Below are 21,663 nucleotides of genomic sequence, written 5' to 3' on the forward strand. Positions count from 1 at the left end.
ATCGGGCCATGTCGCCGCATCGCATCGCCGTGGTCGCCTTCGACCGCATCAGCCCCTTCCACCTCGCGGTGCCTTGCCAGGTGTTCGAGGCGCGGCCGGACACCGACCTGCCGGCCTTCGACCTGCGCGTGTGCGCCGCCGAACCGGGCCTGCTGCGCACCGACGCCGGGTTCGCCATCCAGGTGCAGCATGGCCTGGAGGCGCTGGACGGCGCCGACACGGTGATCGTGCCGTCCTGGCGCGATGCCGCCGAGCCGGCACCGGCGGCGCTGTGCCAGGCCCTGCGCCGCGCCCACGCCGCCGGCGCGCAGGTGGTGGGCCTGTGCCTGGGCACCTTCGTGCTGGCCGACGCCGGCCTGCTCGACGGCCGCCCCGCCACCACCCACTGGGCGGCACTGGACCGCTTCGCGCAGCGCCACCCGCAGGTGCGGCTGCAGCCGGACGTGCTGTACGTGGACGACGGCGACGTGCTGACCTCGGCCGGCACCGTGGCCGGCATCGATTGCTGCCTGCACCTGGTCCGCCGCCGCCACGGCGCCGAGGTCGCCAACCGCATCGCCCGGCGCCTGGTGGTGGCGCCGCACCGCCAGGGCGGGCAGGCGCAGTACGTCGAACAGCCGCTGCCGGCCAGCCGCCGCGATGCCCTGCTCGGTCCGACCCTGGACTGGATGCTGCAGCGGCTGGAGCAGCCGCTGCGCCTGGACGCACTGGCCGCACACGCGCGGATGAGCCGGCGCAGCTTCACCCGGCAGTTCCGCCAGGTGACCGGGACCACCGTGGTGCAATGGCTGGCGCACCAGCGCCTGGTCCGCGCCCAGCAACTGCTGGAAAGCACCGACCTGGCGCTGGAGCGGATCGCCGCCACCTGTGGCTTCGGCAGCGCCGGCGCGCTGCGCCAGCAGTTCGCACGCGCTCTGGGCGTGCCGCCCTCGGCCTACCGCCGCGGCTTCCGCGCCGGCTGACGGCAGCCCGCTGCGTTCCGGCGCTCGCGCCACGTCGCCCGCACTGGCAACCGCTACAATCGGCGCATGCGCGTCTTCCTCCAGCAACGCCCCGACGGCAACGAGCCGCCACGCTACCTCCAGTTGACCCTGCAGCCGGACCTGCTCGGCGGTTGGGAACTGTTGCGCGAAAGCGGCCAGATCGGCGGCCGCGCGCAGCTGCGGCGCGAGCTGTACCTGCAGCAGGACGACGCCCACGCCGCCTTCGAGAAAGCCCGCGACGCGCAACTCAAGCGCGGCTTCCAGGTCATGTTCACCCGTGGCGCCGACGCGCCGCGCTAAGGAATCCCCCATGCTCAAGAACGACCGCCTGCTGCGCGCGCTGCGCCGCGAGCCCGTGGACCAGACCCCCGTGTGGCTGATGCGCCAGGCCGGGCGCTACCTGCCCGAGTACCGCGCCACCCGCGCCCGTGCCGGCAGCTTCCTGGCCATGGCCAAGACCCCGGAGCTGGCCTGCGAAGTGACCCTGCAGCCACTGGCACGGTTCCCGCTGGACGCGGCGATCCTGTTCTCGGACATCCTCACCATTCCCGATGCGATGGGCCTGGAGCTGTACTTCGTCGAAGGCGAAGGCCCCAAGTTCCGCCACCCGGTGCGCGACGCTGCGGCGATCGCCCGGCTCGGGGTGCCGGACATGGAGACCGAACTGCGCTACGTGATGGACGCGGTGCGGGTGATCCGCCGCGAACTGGACGGCAGCGTGCCGCTGATCGGCTTCTCCGGCAGTCCCTGGACCCTGGCCTGCTACATGGTCGAGGGCGGCGGCAGCGACAACTACGCGCGGATCAAGGCGCTGGCGTTGAACGACCCGGCGGCGCTGCACCAGCTGCTGTCGGTCAACACCGACGCGGTGATCGCCTACCTGGCGGCGCAGCGCGCGGCCGGCGCGCAGGCACTGCAGGTGTTCGACACCTGGGGCGGCGTGCTGAGCCCGGCGATGTACCGCGAATTCTCCCTGCCCTACCTGCAGCGCATCGCCCGCGAACTGGCGCGCGGCGACGGCGCCGAGCGCACCCCGCTGATCCTGTTCGGCAAGGGCAATGCGCCCTACCTGGAGGAACTGGCCGGCTCCGGCGCCGAAGGCGTGGGCGTGGACTGGACCATCGACCTGGCCGACGCCGCGCGCCGCACCGGCGGCCGCGTCGCCCTGCAGGGCAATCTGGACCCGGCGATGCTGTACGGCGCGCCGGAGGCGATCGAACGCGAAGTGCAGCGCGTGCTGCGCAGCTATGCCGACGGCAATAACGGCTCGCTGGACGGCCACGTGTTCAACCTCGGCCACGGCCTGTCGCCGGACATGCAGCCTGAGCACGTCGGCGCGCTAGTGGCGGCGGTGCAGCGGCATAGTCGGCGCGGGTAGCCGCGCCGGGATTCGGGATTCGGGATTCGGGATTGCAGCATGCGGTCCCTTCGGCGGATCGCGATCCGCCGATGGCGACCGCAATGCGGCCGGTGCGGAAACCGCGCCTCCTCAGCCACCCCGATACCTGCGCAGGCGTCGCGTTGGCCGCCTAGGTGCCGGAAGGCGCGACGTATCGGCACGCGGTCTGCAGCAACCAGTCCCTGACCGCCAGCGCCGCCGCACTGGCGCGACGCCGCTCCGGCATCAGCAGGCGATAAGCCATGCCCGGCAGCCGCGGACCGGCGACGATGCGCAACACGCCCATCCGCAGTTCCTCTTCCACCAGACGCAGGCTCAGTAGCGCCACGCCCTGACCCGCGATCGCGGCCTGAATGGCATGGCTTTCCTGCGAATAGCGGATGCCGGCCGACATCGAATCCGGCGCGTGTCCCGCGCGGTGCGCCCAACCGGCCCAGGTCAGTTCCGGCGGCGGGGCACGATACCAGTCGAAGTGGATCAACGGCCAGCGCGCGCTATCGTCCGCCAGCGTTGCGGCCAGCGCAGGACTGGCCACCGCGGCGAAGTGATCGTCCAGCAGCACGGTGGCGCCGGCGCAGGCATGGTCGGCGGGGCCGTAGCGGATCGCCAGATCCGCGACACCGGCCTCCAGGTCCGCAGGCGCATCCGACGCATGCACATGCAGGTCGATCTGCGGATGCGCCGCCTGCAGGGCGCTCAGTTTCGGCACCAGCCACTTGCTGGCAAACGCGGGCGTGGCCGAAACCACCACGCAGGCCCGCCGCGCACCACGCACCTGCTCCACCGCCGCCGCGATGGTCTGCAGGCCGCTGTTCACCGCCACGAACAGCACCTCTCCATCGGCGGTCAGTTCCACTGCACGCACCTTGCGCAGGAACAGCGGGCGCTCAAGCGCCTGCTCCAGCGCGCGGATGCGGTGGCTGATGGCGGTCGCGGTAACGGCCAGTTCCGCGCCGGCGCCCTTGAAGCTGCGCAAACGCGCGGCGGCTTCGAACGCGCGCAGGGCACTGAGAGGGGGAAGCCGCAGGCTCATGCATGGATGATCTCATCTCACCCGTCGGCTGAAAACATAACGTTTGTCGGGCCAGAGGGCGCGGCCGAGACTTGCGCCACCCCCGTCGATCCCGCCCTGGAGCGTCACCGTCATGCCCTCACTGTTGCACCTCGATGCCAGCGCCCGCCCCGGCAGTTCCGCCGTCATGGCGCACGGCTCGCACACCCGACGCCTGACCGCGCGCTTCGTCCAACGCTGGACCGCACTGTATCCGGACACGCAGGTGGTCTACCGCGACATCGGCCGGGACCCGCCGCCGCCGGTGACCGGGCGTTGGATACATGCGGCCTTCACCCCTGCGCATGCGCGCGAGGACTGGATGCAGGCGGAGCTGCACGTCAGTGACCGGCTGATCGACGAACTGGTGCGCGCCGACCTGATCGTGGCCGGCGTGCCCATGTACAACTTCGGCCCACCCGCGCAGTTCAAGGCCTACATCGACAACATCGTCCGCGTCGGCCGTACCTTCGGTTTCGATCGCAGCCGCAGCGGCGCGCCTTACTGGCCGCTACTGGCCGCTGCGCGCAAGCGCCTGGTGCTGTTGTCCTCGCGCGGGGATCACGGTTACGACCCGGCGGGCGCTCTGGCCGCGAGCAACCATGTGGAGGCGTCGATCCGAACCGCGTTCGCTTACATCGGCGTCACCGACGTATACGGCGCGGCCATCGAATACGATGAGTTCGCGGACCAGCGTCTGGCCACCTCGATTCAGCAGGCGGAAACGGCGGTGGATGCCCTGGTGCGGCGCTTGGGCGCGATGCCGGCGTCCTGCGGATAACCTTCCCGCACGGACGGCGGCAGCGTCGGGTCGCCGGGTCCACCGCGGTGGGCGAACCTCGCCGCGGCCGAGACACAACCTGCCCGACGCGGCTGCGTCACCATACCGCCACCGCGCGCTGCGCAGCGCCGACCCGCAGGCGGAGGCGGCTGCACGGCACGGCGACGCGATCTGCGCGATCCTATTGCCCCCCGCGTCGCCCTGCATGCCGATGTCCGCGCCCTCCTCCGATCCGATCGCCGTTCCCAACGCGCGCAGTTTCCGTCCGCTGTTATGGCTGGTGTCGCTGGCCATCTTCATGCAGATGCTCGATGCCACCATCGTCAACACCGCGCTGCCGGCGATGGCGCGCAGCCTCGGCGAGAGCCCGCTGCAGATGCAGTCGGTGGTGTTCAGTTATGCGCTGGCGGTGGCGATGTTCATTCCCGCCTCAGGCTGGATCGCCGACCGCTACGGCACCCGCCGCACCTTCCTGATCGCGATCGTGCTGTTCACTCTCGGCTCGCTGCTGTGTGCGGCGGCGCCGCGGCTGCCGTATCTGGTGGCCGCGCGCGTGCTGCAGGGCATCGGCGGCGCGATGCTGCTGCCGGTCGGCCGGCTGGCGGTGATGCGCTCGGTGTCGCGCGCGCAGTTCCTCAGCGCCATGAGCTTCATCGCCATCCCCGCGCTGATCGGGCCGTTGGTCGGGCCGACCCTGGGCGGCTGGCTGGTGCAGGTGGCGTCCTGGCACTGGGTGTTCCTGATCAACCTGCCGATCGGCGCGATCGGCTTCGCCGCCGCGCTGAAGATCATGCCGGACTTCTACGGCGAGCAACGTACCCGCTTCGACCTGATCGGCTACGCGATGCTGGCCTTCGGCATGGTGGCGCTGTCGCTGGCGCTGGACGGCATCTCCGAGCTGGGACTGCGCCACGCCTTCGTGATGCTGCTGGCCATCGCCGGGCTGGCGGCGCTGATCGGCTACTGGCTGCACGCGGCCAACGCGCCGGCGCCGCTGTTCCCGCTGCACCTGTTCAAGGTCATCAGCTTCCGCATCGGCATCCTCGGCAACCTGTTCTCGCGCGTAGGCAGCGGCAGCATGCCGTTCCTGATCCCGCTGCTGCTGCAGGTGGGCCTGGGCATGAGCCCCATGAACGCCGGCCTGATGATGATCCCGGTGGCGCTGGCCGGCATGGCCTCCAAGCGCGCGGCGGTGAAGCTGGTGGAGCGCTTCGGCTACCGCCGCGTGCTGATGACCAACACCGTGCTGGTCGGCACCGCGATGGCCAGCTTCCTGCTGTTCGACGTCGGCCAGCCGCTGGGTTGGCGGCTGTTGCAACTGGCCCTGTTCGGCGCGGTCAACTCGCTGCAGTTCACCGTCATGAACACGGTGACCCTGCGCGACCTGGATCGCGACCAGGCCAGCGCCGGCAACAGCCTGCTGTCGATGGTGATGATGCTGGCCACCGGCTTCGGCGCCGCGGCCGCCGGCAGCCTGCTGGCGGCGTTCAACACCCATCTCGGCGATACCCACGGCGCCACCGCGGCGCTGCACGCGACCTTCGTCTGCGTCGGTGCCATCACCCTGACCTCGACGCTGATCTTCTGGCAGTTGCCGGATACGCGGCCGCATCCGAAGCAGGTGGAAGAGGTGGCTGAGTAGCCGGGATTCGGGAGTGGGGATTGGGGATTCGCAACGGCGAGGGCGGTGCGGTCCGCACGGTCCCTGGGCTCTCGTAGATACCGTCTTACCCCCTAGCAGGCAAGGCCCCTTTTCGGGTCGAACGCGGTGCCCGATTTGAGGACGCCATAGGCGAGGTGCAGGAGCTTGCGCATAGCGGCGCACACGATCTGCTTGCCGGCTTTGCCGCGTTCGCTTAGCCGCTGTTTCAGCGCCCGGAGCGGCTTCAGCCGCGACCCGACGCGGCCGAGAACGCCGGGTCGCGGCTGAAGCCGCTCCTGCAGAGGCCGTGCGCCGCGCACTGCCTATGTGGCTTCACGGCGACCGTCGCTTTCCCCGGGTCCCGGGTCCCGGATCCCCGGTCCCGGCTTCCCCTCCACCGCATCGGCCAGCATCTCGCCGGTCACCGGCTTGCGCAGGAAGCCGCTGAAGCCGGCGGCGCGGGCCTGCGGCTCGGCGTCGGCGTCGGCGCGGGCGGTGACCGCGATCAGCGGCATGCCGTAGCCGAAGGCGCGCAACTGCCGCGCCAGCGCCAGGCCGTCCAGACCGGGCAGGTCCAGGTCCAGCAAGGCGATGTCGAACGTGCTGGCCGCCGCTTCGGTCAGCGCGGCCAATGCGTGTACAGCGTGGGTGACCTGGTGGCCGCGCGCGCGCAGCAGGCCGCCGACCACCTCGGCCACGGTCGGGTCGTCCTCGACCAGCAGGATCCGCCGCGGCGTCGCGGCGCTGGCGAACGCGCGGGGGTCGCGCGGCGCCTGCGGCAGCGGCTCGGGCGTCCACGGCAACGGCAGCTCGACCAGGAAGCGGGTGCCGGCACCGAGGCGGCTGCGCAGTTCGATGCGCCCACCCATCGCCACCGCCAGTTCCTGACTGATCGCCAGGCCCAGGCCGCTGCCGCCGTAGCGCGCGGCAGTGCGCGGCCCGTCGGCCTGCTCGAAGCGCTGGAACAGCCGCGCCTGCTGTTCGGCATTGATGCCCGGCCCGGTGTCGGCGACCTCGAAGCGCACACCCTGCTGCGGCTGCAGCGGCGCCACCCGCAACTCCACGTTGCCGTGCTCGGTGAACTTGATGGCGTTGTTGAGCAGGTTCAGCAGGATCTGCCGCACCCGCGTGGCGTCGCCGCGCGCGGTGACCTGCGGCGGCATGGCGTTGTCCAGGGCGAAGGCAAGGCCGCGGCCACGCGCCATCGGCCCCATCATCGCCTCCAGTTCGGCGATCAGCCGGCCCAGGTCGAACGGCTGCTGCTCCAGTTCCAGGCGCCCGGCCTCGATCCGCGCCAGGTCCAGCGCATCGTTGACCAGGCGCAGCAGATGCGAGCCGGCGTCGCGGATCGATTCGGTGTAGCGGCGCTGCGTGGGATCCAGCGGCGTGGCCAGCAGCAGTTCGCTCATGCCCAGCACCCCGGTCATCGGCGTGCGCACCTCGTGGCCGAGCGTGGCCAGGAAGCGGGTCTTGGCCAGCGAGGCCTGCTCGGCCACCTCCTGCTTGTGCACCGCCAGTTGCCAGGCGGCGCGCCGGCGCAGGCGGCGCCGGTACAGGTAGGCGAGCAGCCACAGTGCCAGCACCGCCAGCACCGCCAGCCCGGCCACGCCCCACGGACTGCGCCACCACGGCGGCAGCACGCGAAAGCGCAGCATGATCACCTTCGACCACACCTTGTCGGCGGTACGCGCCTGCATCTCCAGGGTGTAGTGGCCCGACGGCAAGCGCGAGAACAGGCGCTCGCCGCTGGCGCCGACATCGACCCAGTCCGGATCGTAACCGCTGAGGCGGAAGCGATAGGTGTTGGCGTCGGTGTCGGAGAACGACAGCAGGCGCGCGACCACGTGCAGATCGCGGTCGCCTTCCTGCAGCACGATGCGGTCGGCGTGCAGCAGGTCCAGCGCGCGCTCGCCGCGGCGCACGCCGATGCGCTCGATCACCAGCGGCGGCTGCCGCCGCGACGGCACCACCTGTGACGGCTCGAACAGCACCACGCCATCCGGGGTGCCGCCCAGGATCTGCCCGCTGCGCGCCTGCACCAGGGTGCGCGCGTAGAACTCCTGGTTGGGCAGGCCATCGTGCACACCGTAGGAGCGGATCGCCTTGCTCGCCGGATCGACCCGGATCAGCCCGCGCATGCTGCTCAGCCAGGCCACGCCGCTGGCATCGACGACCAGGCCGTTCGGCGCCAGCGCCGGGAACTCCTGTTCGGCATCGATGCGGTCGAGCAGGCTCAGCCGGCTGCCATCCCACAGATAACGCTCCAGGCAACCGACGCTGGCCAGCCAGACCACGTTGCCGTCGCTGATCGCGAAGGCGCTCAGCGGACGCCGCGGCGCACCCGGCACCGGCTCGAAACGCACGCGCGCCGGGTTCCAGGCCAGCAGGCCGTGACGGCCCAGCACCCAGGGCTGGCCCTGCGGCCCGGGCTGGGCCTCGTCCACCACCAGTTCCGCGGGCAGGCCGTCGGTGCCCGGCGCCATGTCGCGCAGGACGTGGCCGTCGAGGTCACGCACCTGCACGCCGCCGATGTCGCTGAAGATCCAGACGTGGCGATCGTCGCTGAAGGCGATCCGCTGCACCTGCGACGCAATCGCCGCATCGGCACCGGCGTCGCTGCCCCAGCGCCGCACCTCGCCGCTGACCGGGTCGTAGCGCAACAGCGCGCCCCAGGCCGCTGCCCACACCCGCCCCTGCGGATCCTCGGCGATCGCCCGCGACCAGTTGCGTCCAAACATCGCCTGCATGTGCCGATGCACGACGCCGGTGGCCGGGTCCAGCTTGTCCAGCACCCCGCGCGTGCCGGCCAGCCACACGCCGCCGTCGCGGGCGGCGGCGGTGGCCTGCACGTAGGGATTGCCCATCGACTCCGGGTCGTCCACCCGGTGGGACAGCACCGAGAACTGCTGCCAGTTGGCCGGCAGGTGCCACAGGCCGGCATTGGTGCTGGCGAACCACAGGCCGCCCTCGCGGTCCTCGAACGCCAGCGACCAGTTCGGCTTGACCAGTCCGTGCGCGGAGTTGCTGTACAGCGGCACGTTGCGGATCACCCCCGACTCGCTCTCGCGGCCCAGCCCGTCCATGGTGTCGAACCAGCGGGTGCCATGGCGGTCGTGGACCAGCATGCCCAGCACGCTCTCGCTGGGCATGTTGCGCCAGTACGGCTCCACCACGCTGGCATCGGCGCGCAGCAGGCGCGCCCCGCCCTGGGTGGAGACCCACAGCGTATCGTCGCGTTCGGGGGTCAGCCCCTGCACTTCCGGGTGCGGCAGCGCGGCCGCGTCGACACGCTGGAAGTCGTGCCCGGTCCAGCGTGCCAGACCGTCGCGGGTACCGACCCACAGGGTCCCGTCCGACGTGGTCGCCAGGTGGATGACCGTGGCCGACGGCAGGCTGCGTTCGTCGCCGGGCACCGGCATGAAGCGGCGCAGGCGGCCGTCCGGCCGCAGTTGGTGCAGGCCGCCGGTGGCGGTGCCGAACCAGACGCTGCCGTCCGGCGTGGAGGCGATCGCCCACACCGTGGTGCCGCCGATCTGCGGATAGGTGCTGCTGTCGTAGTAGCGGAATTGCCGGCGGTCGGCCGAGAGCATGCCCAGGCCGGCACCGTCGGTGCCGAACCAGACCCGGTTCTGCGCATCGACGTGCACCGACCAGATCTTGTTGGCGTGCAGGCCGTCCTCGATGCGCCAGATGCGGTAGCCGCGTCCGTCGAAGCGCGCCAGCCCGTCGCTGCTGGCCAGCCACAGGTAGCCGAGCTTGTCCTCGGCAAAGCCATTGATGCTGTTGGACGGCAGGCCGTCGGCCACGGTCAGCTGGCGCGGCTGCGGCGTCGGCGGCACTGCCGCGCCAGCGACCGCGGACCACGCCAGCAGCAGCCATCCCAAGATCCGTCTCGACCGCATCGCCTCTGTCTCCCCTGACGGGCGTCCGTCCCGCGCCACCACCCCATCGTCGGCGATAAGCGCCGGCGCTGGCAACCGATTCGCATCGCCTCAGAGCGGCGGCGGCGCGCCGTCCAGCACCGCGTCGATGGCGGCCTCCAGCATCTGCCCGGTGACCGGCTTGCGCACGAACCCGGCGAAGCCGGCGGCGCGCGCCGCGGACTCGGCCTCGCCGTCGGAGCGCGCGGTCACCGCCAGCAGCGGGAAGCCGTGGCCCAGCGCGCGCAACTGCCGCGCCAACGCCAGGCCGTCGAGCGCCGGCAGATCCAGGTCGAGCAGGCCGATGTCGAAGCTGCCCTGGCTGGCTTCGGTCAGCGCCTCCAGGCCGTGCGCGGCCCAGGCCACCTGATGGCCGCGGCCGCGCAGCAGTTCGACCATCACCTGGGCCACGGTCGGTTCGTCCTCGACCAGCAGGATGCGCAGCGCGGTGCGCGCCCGCGGGGCCACCGCCGGCACCACCGCGGGCTCCTGCGCTGGGCGCCAGCACAGCGGCAGGCCCACGCGGAAGCGCGCGCCGTGCCCGAGCCGGCTCTCGACCTGGATGCGCCCACCCATCGCCATCGCCAGTTCCTGGCTGATCGCCAGGCCCAGGCCGCTGCCGCCCTGGCGCACCGCGGTGCGCGGGCCGTCGCCCTGTTCGAAGCGCTGGAACAACCGCGCCTGCTGCTCGGCGCCGATGCCCGGGCCGGTGTCGGCCACCTCGATGCACAGCCCTTGGCCATCCTGCGCCGGCGCCACCTTCAGCGCCACCGAGCCGCTGCTGGTGAACTTGATCGCGTTGCCCAGCAGGTTCAGCAGGATCTGCCGCACGCGCAGCGCATCGCCTTCCACCGTGGTCGCGCCGGGCATGGCGTCGTGCAGATCGAAGCGCAGCCCGCGCGCCTGCGCCAGCGGCGCCATCAGGTTGACCACCTCGGCGATCAGCGCCTGCAGCGCGAACGGCTGCGACTCCAGGCGCAGGCGCCCGGCCTCGATCCGCGCCAGGTCCAGCGCGTCGTTGACCAGATGCAGCAGATGCGTGCCGGCGCGGCGGATCGACTCGGTGTAGCCGCGCTGCTTGGGATCCAGCGGCGTGGCCAGCAGCAGCTCGCTCATGCCCAGCACCCCGGTCAGCGGCGTACGCACCTCGTGGCCGAGCGTGGCCAGGAAGCGGGTCTTGGCCAGCGAGGCCTGCTCGGCCAGTTCCTGTTTGTGCAGGGCCAGCTCCCAGGCGTGCTGGCGGCCCAGGCGCCGCCGGTAGGCGCGCAGCGACACCAGCAGCAGCAGGCCGGCTGCGGCGAGCAGCCCGACGATGCCCCAGACGCTGCGCCACCACGGCGGCTGCACCTGGAACGGCAGGCGCAGCGTCGGCGACCAGGCGCCGTTGCGGGTGCGCGCCTGGATCTCCAGCACCTGCGCACCGTCGGGCAGCTGCGGCAGGATGCGTTCGCCGCTGGCGCCGGTGCTGACCCAGTCGCGGTCGTAGCCCGGCAGGCGGAACCGGTAGACGATGTGTTCGGGGTCGATGTAGGACAGCAGCCGCACCGCCACGCGCAGGTCGCGGTCGTCCGAGCGCAGGGTGAAGTCGCCGCGCGTGGGCAGGCTCAGCAGTTGCGGGCCGCGCCGCACCTGCACGCTCTCCATGCTCAGCGCCAACGGCACCGGCACCGGATCCGGCTGCCGCGTGTCCAGCAGCGCCACGCTGCCGTCGGCGGCGGCCGCCACCAGCACGCCGTCGGCGGTCATCAGCAGGCCGCGCCGCACCAGTTCCTGGCTGCCGAGGCCGTCGCGGGTGCCGAACGCGCGCACCGCCGGGGTGTGCCGCGGATCGACCCGGAACAGGCCGCGGCGCATGCCCAGCCAGGCGCGGCCCTGCGGATCGGCGACCAGCGCGCTGGACTCGGTGGCCGGCAGCCCGTCGGCCACCGCGTAACGCTGGCTACGCTGCCAGTGCGTGCCGTCGTGCCGCCACAGTTCCAGCCCGGACAGCCGGTGCACCCACAGCGTGCGTGCGTCGGCGAAGGCGAACGACTGCACCTTCTCGCCAGCCAGTTCCGGCGGCGTGCGGAACCGACCGGCCGCGTCGTCCCAGTGCTGGAGCTGTTCGTCGGCCACCCACGGCGTGCCGTCCGGGGACATCGCGAACGCGGCGATGTCGGTCCCGGCCAGGCCGTGCTGGCCGCCGGGGAGGTTGTGCAGGACGTGGCCGTCGCCATCGCGCACTTGCACGCCGTAGCCCGGCGCGGCGATCCACAGCCGCTGGCGCGCGTCCAGTTGCAGCCTGGCGAGCGTGCCGTCCGGAATCGCATCGGCTTCGCCGGCGCTGCGGGTCCAGCGCTGCAGGCGGCCACCGTCGAGCGGACCGCGCAGCAGCATGGCGCTGCCGCCGATCCACAGCGCCCCGCGCGGATCGTCCAGCACCGACAGCATGCGGCCATTGGGCGCGCCGTTGGCCCAGTGCGGCGCGCTCAGCGCACCGCTGGTGGTGTCGAGGCGGAACACGCTGGCGCCGGAACCGAGCAGCCACACCCCACCGGCGCGCGCCGGCGCCAGGCCGACGTACTGGTCGGCGGGCAGGCCCTGCGCGGTGCCCAGCACCGCCAGGCGACGCCAGTCCGGACGCAGATAGCCGAGGCCGCGCGTCGGCAGCGGCACCCACAGGCCGCCTTCGCGGTCGCGCAGCACCGCCTCCACCACGCTGGCGCCGGACACCGCCGCGCCGCCAGTGTCCACCCGCCGCGCCGGCCCGTCGGCCGGCTTGTGCCACAGGCCCTCGCCGTTGCCGAGCCAGTAGCCGCCGGCGCCGTCCTCGGCGATCGTGCTGACCGCGCGGTGCAGGGCGTCGGCCCAGTCCGCGCGCAGCCAGCGCCCGGCGCGGTCGCGCCGGAACAGGCCGGTGTTGCCGCTGAACCACAGGCCGTCGCTGAGCGGGGTGATCGAGGTGATCACCTGCGCCTTGTCCGGCGTGCCGTCGTCGATGCGGTAGGCGCTGACGCGCTGGCCGTCGTAGCGCACCAGGCCCTTGAAGGTGCCCACCCACAGCACTCCGGCGTCGTCGAAGGCCAGGGTCAGCACCGCGCTGTCGAGCAATGCGTCCACCTTCGGATCGCCAGCGCGGATGCGCTGCACCCGGCCATCGCCGCCCAGCCGATACAGGCCGCCGCGGTAGGTGCCGAAGAACACCGCGTCGCCGCGGCTGGCGATGGCGAACACCTCGTCGCTGCGCATCGCCGGCTGCGTGGCCATGTTGAAGTGGCGGAAGCCGCGCCGGTCCGCGCCGAGCACGCTCAGCCCGCCGCCCTCGCAGGCCACCCAGATGCGGTCGCGCGCGTCGATGTGCATGTCCTGCACGTAGTTGCAGCGCAGCGAGGCGGGATTGGCCGGGTCGTGCCGCCAGACCCGGAACTCGCGCCCGTCGTAGCGGGCCAGGCCATCGCCGCTGGCGATCCACAGGTAGCCGTCGCGGTCCAGCTGCAGCGCGGAGATGTCGCTGGACGGCAGCCCCTGCTCGCTGGAGAACACCCGGAAGCGCGGCAGCTCCGGCACCCCGGCCCAGGCATCGGCGCACAGACCGGCCAGCGCCAGCAGGCAGGCCAGCCCCCAGCAGCGCCACCGGCGTGGGGGATGCGGGATGGACATGGACATCGGCTCCGGCAAAGGACGTCGGCGGATGAACACCGGCGCACTGCCGGGGCCGGACGCGCAGGGCGCCCGCTCCGTGTGCCGCTCGCCGCGGCAGCGTTCTTATACCCCGCGGCGGCCTAAAAATCACACCTGTCGCAGCGTGCAACGAACCGTTACGCGGCGCAGGTACGCAGCCGGCCCGGACTGTGACTAGAATCCGGCGACCTCCCAGCGCGGCCCCGCTCCATGCTCAAACCCTCTCTCGTGGCCCTCCTGCTGGCCTTGCCGGGCGCCGCCCTCGCCGCGCCGGCGCAGTACGCGCTGGACCCGGTGCACACGCGGGTGCTGTTCGCGATCGAGCACGCCGGGTTCTCCAAGGCGCTGGGCACCGTGTCCGGCAGCACCGGCACCCTGGTGTTCGATCCGGACGACTGGCGCAGCGCGCGGCTGCAGGCGCGGGTGCCGTTGCAGCGGCTGGACCTGGGCGACGACAAGTGGAACCGCGCCGCGCTGGCGCACAACCTGCTCGACGGCGAGCACTACCCGGAGGCGCAGTTCGTCTCCACCCGCGTGGAGCCGATCGATGCGCAGCACGCCAAGGTGATCGGGCAGCTGACGCTGCACGGCGTCACCCGCGAGGTGACCCTGGACGTGGCCCTGAACGCAGTGAAGCGCCATCCGTTGCCGCCATTCCGCCGCACCGCCGGCTTCTCCGCCACCACCACGCTGCAGCGCGCCGACTTCGGCATCAATGCCTGGCCGTCGGTGATCGGCGGCACGGTGGAGCTGCGCATCGAGGCCGAAGCCACCCGCGAAGGCGGCGCCAAGGCCGAGCCGGATCCGGCGCCGAGTACCACGCCAACCGCCCCCACCGACACCCGCACGCCGGCAGCGCAGGACGGCACGCCATGAGCGCGCGCAACACTGCCGAACGCTGGGGCAGCGTCAGCCAGACCCTGCACTGGCTGATCGCCGCGCTGATCCTGCTGCTCGGCGTGGTCGGCCTGACCATGGGCGAGTTGCCGAAGACGCCCAAGTATTTCTGGGTCTACACCGCGCACAAGTCGCTGGGCCTGACCGTGCTGGCGCTGGTGATCGTGCGGCTGGGCTGGCGCCTGTACGCCGGCGCGCCCAAGCCGGTGCCGGGCACGCCCGGCTGGCAGGAACGCATCGCCAGCGCCACCCACGTGCTGCTGTACGTGATGATCTTCGCCATCCCGCTGTCCGGCTGGCTGTACGACTCGGCCAGCGGCCTGCGCCCGTTCCGCTGGTTCGGCCTGGTCGCCGTACCCAAGCTCAGCGCCCCGAACGAACACCTGCGCGACCTGTCGCACGCGGTGCACGAGTGGGGCTTCTGGCTGCTGATCGCGGTGGTCCTGGCGCATGCCGGCGCCGCCTTCTACCACCACCTGTTCCAACGCGATGCCACCCTGGCGCGGATGCTGCCGCGCGGTTGGCTCACCCCCAAATCCTGAGGAGCTGTTTCGATGTCGACCCGTTTCGCGTCCCCCGCCGCCGTCGCCGCCAGCCTGGTGGCCCTGCTCGCCGCCGCACCCGCGGTGCGGGCCGCCGACTATGTGCAGGCCCCCGGCTCCACCCTGGTGTTCGCCAGCAAGTACGACGGCGAAGTGTTCACCGGCCAGTTCCCCGGCTTCGACACCAAGCTCAGCTTCGACCCGGCCAACCTGGCCGGCGCCAAGCTCGACGTGACCATCCCGCTGGCCGGCGCCAAGAGCGGCAACACCGACCGCGACTCCACGCTGCAGGGCGCGGACTTCTTCGACGTCGCCAAGTTCGCCACCGCGCACTACCGCGCCGACAAGTTCCGCGCGCTGGGCAACAACCAGTTCGCCGCCGACGGCACCCTGGAGCTGCGCGGCGTGTCCAAGCCGGTGACCCTGACCTTCACCTGGACCCCGGGCGCGCAGCCGGTGCTGGCCGGCAAGGCCACGGTCAAGCGCCTGGACTTCGGCGTGGGCGGCGGCGACTGGGCCGATACCAAGACCATCCCCAACGAAACCGCGATCAGCACCAAGGTGGTGTTCAAGGCGAAGTGATTCGCCACAGGCCGCGGCGCGCGGCCGCTGAGCGGCGGATTTCCTCGTCGGGTCCGCCGCTTTTTTTATGCGCGGCTCAGGCGCGTTCGGCCGAGGCCGCCAGCCAGGCGCGCACGCCGGCGGCGTCGAATGGCCAATCCAGTTCGCGCCCGTCGGCGGCACGCAGCACCGGCACGCGCACGCCGTAGCGCGCCTCCAGCGCCGCGTCGTCGTCGATGAACACGCTGTGCGGCTCGGCCACGCGCGCCTGCGCCAGCACCTGCAGGGCCTGGTCGCACAGATGGCAGTCGTCGCGCTGGTACAGGGTCAGGGACATGCTCGCGTCCAATGCTGCGCTGCGGACCTGTGCCGCGCGCCGGAAGCATAGAATAGACGGTCTTTCGCCACCCCTTCGGCACGCGCATGGCTGTCAGTACCTTCGACCTGTTCAAGATCGGCATCGGGCCGAGTTCCTCGCACACCGTGGGACCGATGCGCGCCGCCGAGCGCTTCGTGCACCGATGGCTGTTCGACCAGGGCCGTCTGCAGGACGTGGTGCGCGTGCGCGCCGAAGTGTTCGGCTCGCTGGCCCTGACCGGGCGCGGCCACGGCACCGACAAGGCGGTGCTGCTGGGCCTGGAAGGCCAGCGCCCGAACCTGATCGACCCGGACATCATCCCTGGCGCGCTGGAGCGCATCCGCGGCAGCAAGCGCATCAACCTGCTCGGCCAGCACGAGATCGCCTTCGACGAAAAGCGCGACCTGGCGATGAACAAGCGGCAGAAGCTGCCGTACCACACCAACGGCATGCGCTTCACCGCCTACGCCGCCAACGACGAAGTCATCGCCACGCGCGACTACTACTCGGTCGGCGGCGGTTTCGTGGTCAACCAGGACGATGCTGCCGACGACCGCATCGTGGCCGACGAGACGCCACTGCCGTACCCGTTCAAGAGCGGCGACGAACTGCTGGCGCAGGCCGCGCGCAGCGGCCTGAGCATCGCCGCGCTGATGTTCGAGAACGAGAAGTGCTGGCGCAGCGAGGACGAGATCCGCGCCGGTCTGCGCGAGATCTGGGGCGCGATGCAGGCCTGCGTGACGCGCGGTATCCGCGAGGAAGGCACCCTGCCCGGCGGCCTGCACGTGTCGCGGCGCGCGCCGGCGCTGTACCGCGAGCTGTCGTCCAAGCCGGAAGCGGCGATGCGCGATCCGCTGACCACGCTGGACTGGGTCAACCTGTACGCGCTGGCGGTCAACGAAGAGAACGCCGCCGGCGGCCGCGTGGTCACCGCGCCCACCAACGGCGCGGCCGGCATCATCCCGGCGGTACTGCACTACTTCGACCGGTTCTGCCCCGGCGCCGACGAACAGCGCGTGTTCGACTTCCTGCTCACCGCCGCGGCGATCGGCATCCTGTACAAGGAAAACGCCTCCATCTCCGGCGCCGAGGTCGGTTGCCAGGGCGAGGTCGGCGTGGCCTGCTCGATGGCCGCCGGCGGCCTGGTCGCCGCGCTCGGCGGCAAGCCGGGGCAGATCGAGAACGCGGCCGAGATCGGCATGGAGCACAACCTCGGCCTGACCTGCGATCCGATCGGCGGCCTGGTGCAGATTCCCTGCATCGAGCGCAACGCGATGGGCGCGGTCAAGGCGATCAACGCCAGCCGCATGGCGATGCGCGGCGACGGCAAGCACAAGGTGTCGCTGGACAAGGTGATCCGCACCATGCGCGACACTGGCCGCGACATGCAGGACAAGTACAAGGAAACCAGCCGCGGCGGGCTGGCGGTGAACGTCATCGAGTGCTGAACCATCCCAATGGACGCTGGCCCTCGCGATCGCCAGCGTCCCCGCCGCTGCGCGGATAAAGATCCGCGCGGCGGTGCCGCTAACGCAAGAGACGTCAGCCGATCCGGCATTGGCATGCTCTTGCGGTTCCCATACGCCTCCTGGCGCCTGCTGGCGCTACAGCTGGCCATGCTCTCGACAGCGTGGAGCGCGTGTGTGCCGCAGGCGCGGGCCCTGCAACCGGACAAGCAGTTCAATCACTACGAACGCGAAGGCTGGGGCCTGGACCAGGGCCTGCCGCAGCTGAGCGTGCAGGCGTTCGCGCAGGACCATCAGGGCTATCTGTGGATTGGCACGATGGGCGGACTGACCCGCTTCGACGGTGTGCGCATGACCTCGTTCAACGAGGGCGCGCCGGCGCACCTGCCCGGCAACCTGATCAAGGCGCTGCACGTGGATGCCGCCGGCACGCTGTGGATCGGCACCTACCGCGGCCTGTCCCGCTACCGCGACGGTCGCTTTACCACGCTGCTGCCGCAGGATCCGCAGGCGCCGCTGCTCAACATCGAGGCGATCGCCACCGACGCGCGCGGCACCGTGCTGGTCGCCGCGCAGGATGGCGTGTACGCCGTACAGGGCGATCGCCTGCAACTGCGCTACCGCATCGCCGGCGGCGCCTACACGCTGTTGCCGCGCGCCGACGCGCTGTGGGTGGGCACGCGCGGCGCGGTACTGCGCTTCGTCGCCGGCCAGGACGCGCCGGTGTCGCTGCCGTTACCGCAAGAGGCCGGCGCCACGCCGGTGCAGCACCTGCTGGAGGCGCAAGGCACGATCTGGGCCGGCACCCGCGACGGCCTGCTGGTGCGCCGCGACGGACGCTGGCAATGGCTGCCCGATGCCGCCGACCTGAGCCGGCGCGCAGTGCAGGCCTTGTTCGAGGACAGCGACCACAACCTGTGGGTGGGGCTGCCCGGCGCGCTGCTGCGCGTGCGCGATGGCGCCATCGTCGAACGCAACCCGGAGAGCAAGCCGAACATCGGCGTCAACGCCATCTTCGAGGACCGCGAACGCAACCTGTGGCTGGGCAGCAGCTGGAATGGCGCGACCCGGCTGTGGAACGGCTGGACCCGTCGCTACAGCACCCACGAAGGGCTGGACGACGCGCTGGTGTGGACCCTGGCGCGCGATCCGGATGGATCGCTGTGGGTCGGCACCGACAGCGGCCTGTCGCAGTTGCGCGATAGCCGCTACCAGCAGCGCCTGAGTCTGGCGGAATTGCACAACGAGGCGCCCTACACCTTGCTGGCCGAACCCGGGCAGCTGTGGATCGGCACCCGCCATGGCGCCGCCCTGTTCCGCGACGGCCGGCTCAGTCAGCCCGCCTGGCTGGCCCCGCTGCGCGACCTGCAGATCAGCGGCATCGCCCGCGACCGCGCGCAGCGGCTGTGGTTCGCCAGCGACGACGGCCTGTTCCGCGCCGACGGCGCGCGGCTGCGCCGCTACGGCACGGCCGAGGGCCTGCGCGATCCGCGCATTCGCCTGGTCCACGAGACCCGCGACGGGCGCCTGCTGGTCGGCGCGCAGTCGGGCCTGTACGAACTGCGCGGCGAGCGCCTGATCGCGCTGGCCCCGCCGGGCTCGGCGCTGGCCAGCGCCGACATCACCGCCATCCACGAACTGCCCGGCGGGCAGTGGCTGGTCGGCACCCTCAACGAGCAGTTGTGGCTGTTCGACGGCAGGCACTGGTATGCATTCGGCGAGCAGGACGGGTTGCCGGTCAACGCCGCGTTCTTCATCGCCGACGACGGCCACGGCGCGATCTGGGCGGCCGGCCTGCGCGGGGTCTACCGCGTGCGCCTGGCCAACCTGCAGCGCCACGCGGCGTCGCCGCAGGCGCCGCTGAACGCAGAACTGATGCTGACCGAGCGCGCGCAGCGCCATGGCGGCGTGCAAGGCATGTGCTGCAACGGCGCCGGCAACGGCAAGGGTTTCATCGAGCACGGCGCGCTGTGGCTGCCCAGCCGCGACGGCGTGGTCGCACTGGACACCGCCGGCATCGTCAAGAATCCGGTGGCACCACAGCCGGTGGTGGAGCGGGTCCGCGCGCTGGGGCAGTGGCTGACGCCGCAGGCGCTGCCGGCGCCGCTGCCGGAAGGCGCGCGCGACCTCGACTTCGAGTTCACCGCTGCCTCGTTCCAGGCGCCGCAGAACGTCGAGCTGCGCTACCGCCTGCTCGGTTACGACCGCGACTGGCGCACTCTCGACGACATCCGCCAACGTGCGGTCAGCTACACCAATCTGCCCGGCGGCGACTACGTGTTCGAGGTGACCGGCAGCAACAACGCCGGCGTCTGGGCGGCAGCGCCGGCGCGGCTGCCGCTGCGGATCGAACTGCGCTTCCAGGAAACGCTGTTCTACCGGCTGTTGCTGGCGCTGGGCGCGTTCGCCCTGTTGCTGAGCGCCTTGGCCCTGGCGCGGCTGCACAACCGGCGCCAGCGCGACGCCCTGGAGCGCCAGGTGCATGAGCGCACCCAGGCGCTGCAGGCGGCCAACCAGCGCCTGCAGGAAGCCAGCTTCACCGACGAGCTGACCCAGTTGCGCAACCGCCGCTACCTGTCGCTGCACATCCCCAGCGACATCGCGCTGTACCGGCGCATGGCCGCCAACGACGAGGACATGCTGTCCTCGGGCATGCTGTTCGCGCTGATCGACATCGACCATTTCAAGTCGATCAACGACAGCGGCGGCCACCACACCGGCGATGCGGTGCTGCAGCAGATGGCGCAGTTGCTGGTGCGGCTGACCCGCGAAAGCGACTACGTGGTGCGCTGGGGCGGCGAGGAATTCCTGCTGGTGCTGCGCTCGGCGCCGCGCGAGAACCTCACCATGGCCGCCGAACGGCTGTGCCGCTCGGTGGCCGCGCACCCGTTCGTGCTCGAGCACGGCCGCCAGGGCCGGGTCACCTGCTCGATCGGCCTGGCCGAATTCCCGTTCGTGCACGATCCCGACAACCTGCTCGGCTGGGAGCAACTGCTGGTGCTGGCCGACCGCGCGCTGTACCAGGCCAAGGCCAAGGGCCGCAACGGCTGGGCGGCGTACCGGCCGGTGCTCGGCGCGCAGGCCGAGCAGGTGCTGGCCGCGTTGCAGGAACCGCTGGGGCAGATGCAGCGCCACGCCTGCCTGACCCTGGTGCACAACGGCGGCAGCCTGCCGCCGGTGTGAGGCGTTGACGCCTCGCAAGCGCAGGCCGGGCTAAGGTCGTGGTCCATCACGCCTGCCATCCCGCTGCCATGCGCCACTGCCTGCTGCTCGCCGCCCTCGCCCTGTCGCCACTCGCATCCGCTACGGGCACCGATGCACCGCCGCGCTACGGCGCGCAACTGGAAGGCTTCGCCTATCCCTATCCGGTGCATTGGTACCGCTTCGATTCGCAGCGCCAGCCGCTGCAGATGGCGTACATGGACGTGGCCCCGACCGGCACGCCGAACGGCCGCACGGTAGTGCTGCTGCACGGCAAGAATTTCTGCGCGGCGACCTGGGAATCGACGATCGCCGCCCTGGTCGCACAGGGCTATCGGGTGCTGGCGCCGGACCAGATCGGCTTCTGCAAGTCGAGCAAGCCGCAGGCCTACCAGTTCACCTTCGCGCAACTGGCGGCCAATACCCATGCGTTGTTGCAACAGGCCGGCGTGACCCGTGCCGCGTTCGTCGGCCATTCGATGGGCGGCATGCTCGCCGCGCACTACGCGCTGCAATATCCGCAGGACGTGAGCCAGCTGCTGCTGGTGAACCCGATCGGGCTGGAGGACTGGAAGGCCGCCGGCGTGCCCTGGCGCAGTGTCGACGACTGGTACGCCAAGGAGCGCAAGACCGACGCGGCCTCGATCAAGCAGTACCAGCGGACCGTCTACTACGGCGGACAGTGGAAGCCCGAGTACGACCGCTGGGTGAGCATGCAGGCCGGCCTGTACGCCGGCCCCGGCGGCGACCGCGTGGCCTGGAACCAGGCACTGACCTCGGACATGGTGTTCAATCAGCCGGTGGTGCAGCGCTTCGCGCAACTGCGCGTGCCGACCACGCTGTTCATCGGCCAGCGCGACCGGACCGCGATCGGCAAGGACCTGGCGCCGCCGGCGCTGGCGGCGACCCTGGGCGACTATCCGGCGCTGGGCAAGCGCGCGGCCGCGGCGATTCCCGGCGCGCACCTGGTCGCCTTCGACGACCTCGGCCATTCGCCGCAGGTGGAAGCGCCGCAGCGGTTCAATGCGGCCTTGCTCGAGGCACTGGGCACGGCGCCCTGAACACACACCCGCCGTTAGCCCAACTACTGATCCCTGCGCGGCGACGCGAGCGCGCCTTGCCGCGCAATCGGAAGTCTCGTCGCGGCAGCTGGCGGCGACAGCATGCAGCGAGCGCGCTGCACAGGCGCTGGCCGACAACGC

General features: G+C 71.5%; 15 protein-coding genes and 1 pseudogene. 11 read left to right on the forward strand and 5 right to left on the reverse strand.

The features are described from left to right. The first annotated feature begins 8 nt into the window (after window positions 1-8). From GGR66_RS00780 to hemE, 3 genes are all read left to right on the forward strand, one after another. Complete coding sequence (locus GGR66_RS00780; protein WP_184446874.1) at window positions 9-962, forward strand: helix-turn-helix domain-containing protein; 954 nt, start codon at window positions 9-11, stop codon at window positions 960-962. 66 nt (window positions 963-1,028) lie between these two features. After that, window positions 1,029-1,283: a WGR domain-containing protein gene (locus GGR66_RS00785; RefSeq protein WP_160959941.1), complete on the forward strand. Its 255-nt coding sequence runs from the start codon at window positions 1,029-1,031 to the stop codon at window positions 1,281-1,283. A gap of 10 nt (window positions 1,284-1,293) precedes the next feature. Beyond that, window positions 1,294-2,361 carry a uroporphyrinogen decarboxylase gene (gene hemE / locus GGR66_RS00790; RefSeq protein WP_184446875.1) on the forward strand — a complete coding sequence of 356 codons (1,068 nt, stop codon included), beginning with the start codon at window positions 1,294-1,296 and terminating at the stop codon, window positions 2,359-2,361. A 151-nt stretch (window positions 2,362-2,512) separates the two neighbouring features. Here the strand turns inward: hemE and GGR66_RS00795 are convergent, their stop codons facing one another. Next, window positions 2,513-3,415 carry a LysR substrate-binding domain-containing protein gene (locus GGR66_RS00795; protein ID WP_184446876.1) on the reverse strand — a complete coding sequence of 301 codons (903 nt, stop codon included), beginning with the start codon at window positions 3,413-3,415 and terminating at the stop codon, window positions 2,513-2,515. Window positions 3,416-3,539: 124 nt separating this feature from the next. On the opposite strand from GGR66_RS00795, the gene GGR66_RS00800 reads away from it, so the two are divergent. Beyond that, window positions 3,540-4,214, forward strand: coding sequence for an NAD(P)H-dependent oxidoreductase (locus tag GGR66_RS00800; RefSeq protein ID WP_255421540.1), 675 nt, complete (start codon window positions 3,540-3,542; stop codon window positions 4,212-4,214). Window positions 4,215-4,425: 211 nt separating this feature from the next. Further along, window positions 4,426-5,856, forward strand: coding sequence for a multidrug transporter subunit MdtD (gene mdtD / locus GGR66_RS00805; RefSeq protein ID WP_160965498.1), 1,431 nt, complete (start codon window positions 4,426-4,428; stop codon window positions 5,854-5,856). Between the two features lie 92 nt (window positions 5,857-5,948). Here the strand turns inward: mdtD and GGR66_RS21065 are convergent. The 3 genes and pseudogenes from GGR66_RS21065 to GGR66_RS00815 form a co-directional block, all read right to left on the reverse strand. Then, window positions 5,949-6,080 (reverse strand): annotated as a pseudogene (locus tag GGR66_RS21065) (IS110 family transposase); the annotation flags it as partial. A gap of 99 nt (window positions 6,081-6,179) precedes the next feature. Further along, window positions 6,180-9,758 (reverse strand): ATP-binding protein, encoded by a 3,579-nt coding sequence (locus tag GGR66_RS00810; RefSeq protein ID WP_255421541.1) that lies wholly within the window; start codon window positions 9,756-9,758, stop codon window positions 6,180-6,182. 90 nt (window positions 9,759-9,848) lie between these two features. Further along, on the reverse strand, window positions 9,849-13,415 hold the full coding sequence (locus tag GGR66_RS00815; protein ID WP_184446878.1) for an ATP-binding protein: 3,567 nt from the start codon (window positions 13,413-13,415) through the stop codon (window positions 9,849-9,851). Window positions 13,416-13,646: 231 nt separating this feature from the next. Here GGR66_RS00815 and GGR66_RS00820 point away from each other — a divergent pair, with 231 nt between their 5' ends. From GGR66_RS00820 to GGR66_RS00830, 3 genes are read left to right on the forward strand one after another with little or no spacing between them, the layout of a single operon-like run. After that, window positions 13,647-14,312 (forward strand): YceI family protein, encoded by a 666-nt coding sequence (locus GGR66_RS00820; RefSeq protein ID WP_184446879.1) that lies wholly within the window; start codon window positions 13,647-13,649, stop codon window positions 14,310-14,312. Continuing rightward, window positions 14,309-14,875, forward strand: a complete 567-nt coding sequence (locus GGR66_RS00825) for a cytochrome b (RefSeq protein WP_184446880.1) — start codon at window positions 14,309-14,311, stop codon at window positions 14,873-14,875. The genes GGR66_RS00820 and GGR66_RS00825 overlap by 4 nt, the downstream gene beginning before the upstream one ends. A 12-nt stretch (window positions 14,876-14,887) precedes the next feature. Continuing rightward, window positions 14,888-15,457 carry a YceI family protein gene (locus tag GGR66_RS00830; RefSeq protein WP_010344166.1) on the forward strand — a complete coding sequence of 190 codons (570 nt, stop codon included), beginning with the start codon at window positions 14,888-14,890 and terminating at the stop codon, window positions 15,455-15,457. A 76-nt stretch (window positions 15,458-15,533) separates the two neighbouring features. Here GGR66_RS00830 and GGR66_RS00835 read toward each other — a convergent pair whose 3' ends face one another. Next, entirely contained in the window at window positions 15,534-15,773 is a 240-nt protein-coding gene (locus GGR66_RS00835) for a glutaredoxin family protein (RefSeq protein WP_160965510.1), read from the reverse strand. An 86-nt stretch (window positions 15,774-15,859) separates the two neighbouring features. Here GGR66_RS00835 and GGR66_RS00840 point away from each other — a divergent pair, with 86 nt between their 5' ends. The 3 genes from GGR66_RS00840 to GGR66_RS00850 all read left to right on the forward strand — a co-directional run bounded on the left by GGR66_RS00840 (window position 15,860) and on the right by GGR66_RS00850 (window position 21,522). Beyond that, a complete protein-coding gene (locus tag GGR66_RS00840) occupies window positions 15,860-17,242 on the forward strand; it encodes an L-serine ammonia-lyase (RefSeq protein ID WP_048490425.1) in 1,383 nt (460 codons plus the stop codon). Window positions 17,243-17,356: 114 nt separating this feature from the next. After that, window positions 17,357-20,443 (forward strand): ligand-binding sensor domain-containing diguanylate cyclase, encoded by a 3,087-nt coding sequence (locus GGR66_RS00845; protein ID WP_255421542.1) that lies wholly within the window; start codon window positions 17,357-17,359, stop codon window positions 20,441-20,443. 68 nt (window positions 20,444-20,511) lie between these two features. Next, window positions 20,512-21,522 carry an alpha/beta hydrolase gene (locus tag GGR66_RS00850; protein ID WP_184446881.1) on the forward strand — a complete coding sequence of 337 codons (1,011 nt, stop codon included), beginning with the start codon at window positions 20,512-20,514 and terminating at the stop codon, window positions 21,520-21,522. The last annotated feature ends 141 nt before the right edge of the window (window positions 21,523-21,663 follow it).

It is taken from the genome of Xanthomonas sp. 3498 (assembly GCF_014199795.1).
In the GTDB taxonomy this organism is placed as follows: domain Bacteria; phylum Pseudomonadota; class Gammaproteobacteria; order Xanthomonadales; family Xanthomonadaceae; genus Xanthomonas_A; species Xanthomonas_A rydalmerensis.

Coding starts and splice junctions, on each gene's coding strand:
- GGR66_RS00795 (WP_184446876.1), bottom strand. CDS start 3,415: ATGAGCCTGCGGCTTCCCCCTCTCAGTGCCCTGCGCGCGTTCGAAGCC.
- hemE (WP_184446875.1), top strand. CDS start 1,294: ATGCTCAAGAACGACCGCCTGCTGCGCGCGCTGCGCCGCGAGCCCGTG.
- GGR66_RS00785 (WP_160959941.1), top strand. CDS start 1,029: ATGCGCGTCTTCCTCCAGCAACGCCCCGACGGCAACGAGCCGCCACGC.
- GGR66_RS00840 (WP_048490425.1), top strand. CDS start 15,860: ATGGCTGTCAGTACCTTCGACCTGTTCAAGATCGGCATCGGGCCGAGT.
- mdtD (WP_160965498.1), top strand. CDS start 4,426: ATGTCCGCGCCCTCCTCCGATCCGATCGCCGTTCCCAACGCGCGCAGT.
- GGR66_RS00820 (WP_184446879.1), top strand. CDS start 13,647: ATGCTCAAACCCTCTCTCGTGGCCCTCCTGCTGGCCTTGCCGGGCGCC.
- GGR66_RS00850 (WP_184446881.1), top strand. CDS start 20,512: ATGCGCCACTGCCTGCTGCTCGCCGCCCTCGCCCTGTCGCCACTCGCA.
- GGR66_RS00815 (WP_184446878.1), bottom strand. CDS start 13,415: ATGTCCATCCCGCATCCCCCACGCCGGTGGCGCTGCTGGGGGCTGGCC.
- GGR66_RS00825 (WP_184446880.1), top strand. CDS start 14,309: ATGAGCGCGCGCAACACTGCCGAACGCTGGGGCAGCGTCAGCCAGACC.
- GGR66_RS00835 (WP_160965510.1), bottom strand. CDS start 15,773: ATGTCCCTGACCCTGTACCAGCGCGACGACTGCCATCTGTGCGACCAG.
- GGR66_RS00810 (WP_255421541.1), bottom strand. CDS start 9,758: ATGCGGTCGAGACGGATCTTGGGATGGCTGCTGCTGGCGTGGTCCGCG.
- GGR66_RS00780 (WP_184446874.1), top strand. CDS start 9: ATGTCGCCGCATCGCATCGCCGTGGTCGCCTTCGACCGCATCAGCCCC.
- GGR66_RS00845 (WP_255421542.1), top strand. CDS start 17,357: ATGCTCTTGCGGTTCCCATACGCCTCCTGGCGCCTGCTGGCGCTACAG.
- GGR66_RS00830 (WP_010344166.1), top strand. CDS start 14,888: ATGTCGACCCGTTTCGCGTCCCCCGCCGCCGTCGCCGCCAGCCTGGTG.